This is a genomic window from Collimonas sp. GW821-FHT02H07, assembly GCF_059421505.1.
In genome coordinates this window covers 1-5998 of sequence record NZ_JBWKVC010000039.1, presented here as the reverse complement: position 1 = coordinate 5998, position 5998 = coordinate 1, and the positions used below count along the sequence as shown (strand labels likewise).

At 52.4% G+C, this 5998-nt stretch carries 2 protein-coding genes and 2 pseudogenes; 3 read left to right on the top strand and 1 reads right to left on the bottom strand.

The genetic code is table 11. The annotated features are described in order from the left end of the window. Positions 1-601: pseudogene (locus AC07V8_RS25665) on the top strand (LysR family transcriptional regulator); the annotation flags it as partial. A 244-nt stretch (positions 602-845) separates the two neighbouring features. Here AC07V8_RS25665 and AC07V8_RS25660 read toward each other — a convergent pair. Continuing rightward, positions 846-1866 (bottom strand): annotated as a pseudogene (locus tag AC07V8_RS25660) (IS5 family transposase). Positions 1867-2163: 297 nt separating this feature from the next. On the opposite strand from AC07V8_RS25660, the gene AC07V8_RS25655 reads away from it, so the two are divergent. Together AC07V8_RS25655 and AC07V8_RS25650 are read left to right on the top strand one after the other, a co-directional pair. Next, a complete protein-coding gene (locus AC07V8_RS25655) occupies positions 2164-3447 on the top strand; it encodes a VirK/YbjX family protein (RefSeq protein WP_494681181.1) in 1284 nt (427 codons plus the stop codon). Between the two features lie 616 nt (positions 3448-4063). Beyond that, positions 4064-5164, top strand: coding sequence for an AraC family transcriptional regulator (locus tag AC07V8_RS25650; RefSeq protein WP_494681180.1), 1101 nt, complete (start codon positions 4064-4066; stop codon positions 5162-5164). Positions 5165-5998: the final 834 nt, after the last annotated feature.

The window sequence follows — 5998 nt, the reverse complement described above, 5'->3', positions numbered from 1 at the left end:
CACCCTCACCCTCACCCTCACCCTCACCCTCACCCTCACCCTCACCCTCACCCTCACCCTCACCCTCACCCTCACCCGCGCGGAGGCGTGTGAAGCGATCGCCGTTTCGGCCGCCAGCAGGCGGCTGCTTGAGCTGGAGCAGGCGATCGGCGTTACGCTGTTTGTACGCAAGGCCAGAGGCCTGGAGCTAACGCCGGCGGGTGAGACACTGCTAACGCATGCCAAGCGCATGTTGTTCAGTGTCGAAAGGATCGGCCTGGAGCTAGCCGAATACGCGCAAGGCGTAAGGGGGTATGTGCGGATGGTCGCTAATCTGTCGGCCATCGTGGAACTTTTGCCCGAGGATTTTAGGGCATTTATCTAATTGCATGAGCAGGTGAAGCTCGACCTCGAAGAGCGGCCCAGCGGCAGCGTGGTCAAGGGCCTCGAGGACAGCTGGGCCGACATCGGCATCTGCTCGGGCGACGTCGGTAGCCGCGATTTGCACTCTGAACTGTACAAGCGCGACTAGTTAGTCTTGGTTATGCGCGACGATCACCCGCTGGCACATCGCAACCGCGTAGAATTTGCAGAAATACTGGACAGTGTCAATGCCGGAGTGAAGATGTACCAAATGGCGTGTCAAATGCGCACCGATGCCAGTGTCTACTACAAATCAAGATATTGGTCGACAACACTTGGCATCAAAAATTTTTTCAATCGAGCACCTCGAATAACCGATGATTTCGCTGGAGCCAGCGCGCCGAAGGTTTGAACTGCGCGCGGCAATGCGTGAGGAGGACTGTTTCCCGCCCCCTTTTTCAGGCAGCGGCCTCAATTTCGGCGCTCCGGACGGACCTCGGGCGTCAGAACGCCTCGATCCCGGCCTCCTTCAAGTAGACGAGGCGCTGCAAGTTGTAGGCAGCAACCTTCCAGTTTAAGTGCAGTGTTGCGCGCGCCAGGCCAATGGAACGCAGCGCCTTGTCGCCCATCTGGGTCAAGCCGGCGAACACGTACTCGATGCGTGCACGCGTCTTGGGGATCCGATGTTGCGGCGCTGTTAGGTCTCGGAGATCGGCTTATCCTTACTGCCCTTGCGCTGGATGTGCATGCGCCATCCTTGCTCAGTTGTGCTTCGCGCTCGCCATCGACATAGCCCTTGTCGGCTAGGATGTTCCGATGCGTGCTGGCACGATCGAGCACGTCCTCGAAATGTGTGGTGTCGTGTTCGCCAGCCGTGCTGACCTTAATCTTGCGCACCAGCTTGTGGCGCTTGTCGGCGTTGGCCGAGACCTTGTGGCCCAAATAGGACTTGCCGTGCTTCTTCGTCCGGCGCGCCTCAGTGTCCTTTTGGTGGCGTTTGGCTGGCACCCAGTCCGCCGGCATCGCGCCTTCGTGGACCAGTGCCTTCTCTTCCTTGCTTAGCGATTGCTTGGGCGCCTGCACGATGCTCGCGTCGATCATCTGGCCACCGCGCGCGATGTAGCCGTGTTTGGACAACTGACGATTGACCGCATCGAAAGCGCTCTCGCTGGAACCGGCCTGGATCAAGCGTTCCTTGAAGCTCCAGATCGTCGTCCGGCCCGGGATCTGGCTGCTGGTGCGCAAGCCGACGCAACGCTGGAAGCTCAAACGGTCGAGCAACTGGAATTCCATCTGCTCATCGCTCCAGTTGAAGAGCTGTTGGATCAACGGCACGCGCACCATCAATTCGGTGGGGAAAGGCGGACGGCCGCCGCGCTCCCGGCTGGGGCGCGGTGCCGCACTGTCGACTTCGGCGGCTAGGGCAGTGAAGTCCACATGCTGCTCCATCACCCGTAACGCATCGCCGAGCTTGTTCAGCTTGGATTCGCGCTCTTGGTCGGCAAACAGACTGGTCTTGATCATGAAAATTCAGGTCAGATTCGAGGCGCCGCCATCATGCCAGATTCGCAGGGTTTTTTCGAGGTGCCTAATTGTCGTCTCTACAGCGACTTTGCAACGTCGACGGTGGGTGTCGAGCCAGCGCGTACGCTGCTGTTGACCAACACTTTCGAGTTCTGACTGAGGCAGATATTGCCTATGGATCGGGAAAATATCGTCACCATAGGCGCAGAATAAAAAAAATTGTAACAGACCGTCACTTTCCCCGTCCCGTTGCACATACAGAATAGATAGATCCGATAAATATCTCTTTGCTCTGATATGACTTTGCATTTCAAATTTGAATACAAGCGAGCGTTGTCCTCGATTGCGCTACTAACATTACTGTTTGCGCACATAGAGTCCGTATGGTTAGGCTGTGCAGTCCCAACATTTTTCATGATTTGCCCATGGCTGTTCAATATCCCGGTTAGTATTTTGAAGCGGACCCCGGCAAGCACCAACTGTGGAGGTGGGCCTGCGAATCAGTTGAACTTGATTACCAGATGGAGCTTCGCTGCTGCCGAACGTGCATCGAACGTCTACAGTAACCGTCGAGCAACCGGATTCTCCTATCTGCGTGCACAAAGCCTAAATATATTCTCTAAATTGCCGCATTTGTTAGCGTTGCGACTGGTGTCTCTCGGTGGGGTCCGATCGGGTAACGCGTCACGTGTCACTCTTTACAGTTGTGTGACGCATTCACACCCAGGCCTCTCGCGAGGGGTGAAGTACATCAAACTCACCGTCAGAGGTATTGTGCACTACCATATGACCCGGAGGTGGCTAGTCTATTGGAACGCAACTCCGATTCGGGTCGAACTGGCTAAAGCCACTCCCAGGCTATTGCAGAAAATCTACCGTCCATACCAGTCGCTACGCTTGCACCGCCAAGACAGACTGGATCTGCTTGCGAGTCATTACGATTTCATATTCCAGCATGGTCTTGGCCCGCTGGTCTTGCGGGCAGCCACATCACCGGTATCGCTCGGCAGCTTCATTGGGAAATCCGGGACTGCCTATGAGATCCGGCTGACGGCGGTGGCTGGTCTTGATCGGGAGGGCGAGTTGACCCTGGTGCTGTGCTGTGATCAACGTCATCTATTCTCGATCGCCTTTACTTTTTATTGTGACAAGTTGGTGCCGAGTATCGGGATTGGCTGCCTACAAGGACCGCGCGGCAGCGATGCACAGGCACGGGTGCGTCACGCTACACGCGACATGTTTGGCTTACGACCGAAAAGTCTAATGGTGCGCCTGGTAAGGGAAATCGGACATGCCTATGGATGTAAAAAACTGATACTTGTGGGGAATCACAATCGGATTCTGTTCCATCAAATCCGCACTGGTCAAGTATTTGCCGATTATGATAATTTTTGGCAAGAAATTGGGGCCGTTCGTCGACCAGATGGTGAATACCAGCTCTCGTGCGACGCCATTGCCGCCCCCAACCTGCAAGAAATTTCTTCGCACAAGCGGTCGGAAGCGCGCAAGCGAATTGAACTGACAGAACGAGCAATTCAAGCCGCGTTGATGGGTTTTTCAACATGCCAAGCGGTAAGTTAAAAATTAACCAAGCGACCTATGAGCAAAAAGAACTTGCCGCAATTCAGTCGTAGCGATCAACGAAGGTTCGTGGAAATGGATCACCACAGTTTTCAAATTTGTTCAGGAGCTGAAAATATTGATTCTGGCGGCGTATCGGCGATAGCTATTTGCTGAAGCTGTGCGCCGTTATCTTGGATTGTAATACACCCTAATGTTGGAGCTGACCGCCTTGCCACTGTTCACGAAACCATCATAAAGATCGCATGATACATGCATCTGCTGGCGGCAACTCAAAAATCATTTTATTAGAACCTCGTATTCTGGATTGTGTGGTGATGCTGGATGTATCGGGCGTACCTATAGAGCATTGTAAGCCGTTTTCGGTCGGATTATGCGTGACCGCAATCCTTACGTCTACCCACCTTCGAACTAAAAATTATCAGTATTTTTTAAGGCCAATGCTAGAGGGGAGGGACTTTAACACACTGGCGAAATTGCCGGGCGCGCTGCACGCCCGCCTTACTCGCTTTGAAGGCTGGTTGATCTTGCGGAGATAACATTTGCAAGAGCATTAATAAAAACCGCTGGTTCACTTAGATGATTGCCAGAAAAGAAAAGGGTTGGGGAGACATGAATGACTGCGCAAACAATCTCTGCAGCGTGGGTTAACGGAATCGCTGAAGTATTTCAAGATGCAGGTTTGAATGTGGCGGCAATATTTACAGAAGCAGGATTGGATATCCAAGAACTGAACAATCCGGATGCGCGATTCTTGTCAAAAAAAATCAGCGTTCTGTGGGAAATTGCGACGATCCGAGCCAATAATCCTGCAATTGGGTTGACAAAAATACTGAAAGGAAATCCGGCGAACTTCGGTCCAATTTCGTTCCTGATGATGTCAAGTTCTAATTTGCTTATCGGTCTGGGTCATTTGATTCGTTACTTGCCCATTTTCAGCGGCGCGGTGCATCTTGCGCTGCACCAAGGAATGGGCGGCTACAGTATTACCTTGGAAGTATGCGAGGATGGCCATCCCGTACCGCGCCAACGCATTGAGCATGCGTTTGTCAGTATCTTGTATTTATGTCGCTGGATTACTGGGCGCGAGATAAATCCGTTGATGGTTGAATTTGCCAATCCCGCACCAGTCAGTCTGTCGCCGTATGCGGAAGTGTTTAGTTGCCCTTTGCAGTTTGACGCACCAATCCATCGCTTGCTTTTCTCTCACTGCGATCTTTATGCACCACTGCCGACGTCGAATCCAGATTTAGCAGTACTGCACGAGAAATACACTATCCAGCATCTCAAGCGCTTGGATGATGCCAGAATCTGCATCAAGATACGAAGTTTAATCGCCCATCGGCTATCGGATGGAGAGACGTTACGCGGCAATATTGCGAAAACATTGTGCATGGGTGAACGCACTTTGCAGCGACGGTTGCGTAAAGAGGGAGTGTCTTTCAAAAATCTGGTCGACACTACCCGACGGGACATGGCCGAGCAATATCTAGGGCAATCGCATTTGGCGTTGACGCAGATTGTCGCAATGTTAGGTTTCTCTGATCAAAGCACATTCTATCGTTGTTGCAAGCGTTGGTTTCGTATGTCGCCGACGGAATTTCGAGCGCATCTTTTCTGGATAAGAGGAGTACACGCGGCGACTGTTCAATCGACACAGCAAGATGGTGCGTTAGCTCCTGATGATGGTCATGTGGAAAACGGCAAACGGATCTAGGCATAATGGAGGTGATGGGTCTGGTAAACATAGCGCCAAGGCCAAACACGAGCACGGCGCATCCGCGGCATAAGGTGTGCGATTCACGGGAGTTGTTTCAATTTTCTTGGGGCCGTCGACTACGACATCAGGTAAGTCTATGGCGTTGTTAGCAATTGGCGCGTGCCGTCATCAATCGCCGTGCACGGATAGATCCCAGGCGAGATATTGTAGACGCCCATTTTCATCCCTCCCTGACGGTAGTCGCCCGAAACTGATGGCTTGTATGCTAAAGGTCCGTCTGTGTTTCAATAGGGGCTTCTGTCAGCGCTCCAGAATCCTAGGAATGGTCGCTGTTGACAACGAAATGTCATGCAAACGCCTCAGTTTATTTTGAATCTGTCGGCATCCCAGTTTTGCGTTTGCGTAGATCCGCAATTAACTGCTCATGTGTTGGCTGAGTTTTTCTGATTGGTGGAAACTTTGGCCGGCGATTCTCCTCCTGAAGATCTTACCCATGCTCATGATATCGAGACTACTACTTACGCATTGTAGGTCTCGAGATGCCGCAATGCAGACATGCGAATGCAGACATGCGATGTCGGCGTTTCCCGAGTTCATTACACAACGGAACCCATCTCAGCCGCTTGCGAATTTCATCATCCATCCCATCATTTCTCGGGTCTGAGCTCCACCGTCTTCATTGCCGATTTTTGCAAATAGTGTCTCTATAAGCCAGAAATTAGGCCGCGTAAGCCAGTGCCGCGCACGCAGTTGACAGGCATCATAGGGTCGAAAGTGTGATGCAACGATTGCTGTCGTGTTTCAAATTATTTCCCCAGCTGGCTACAAATT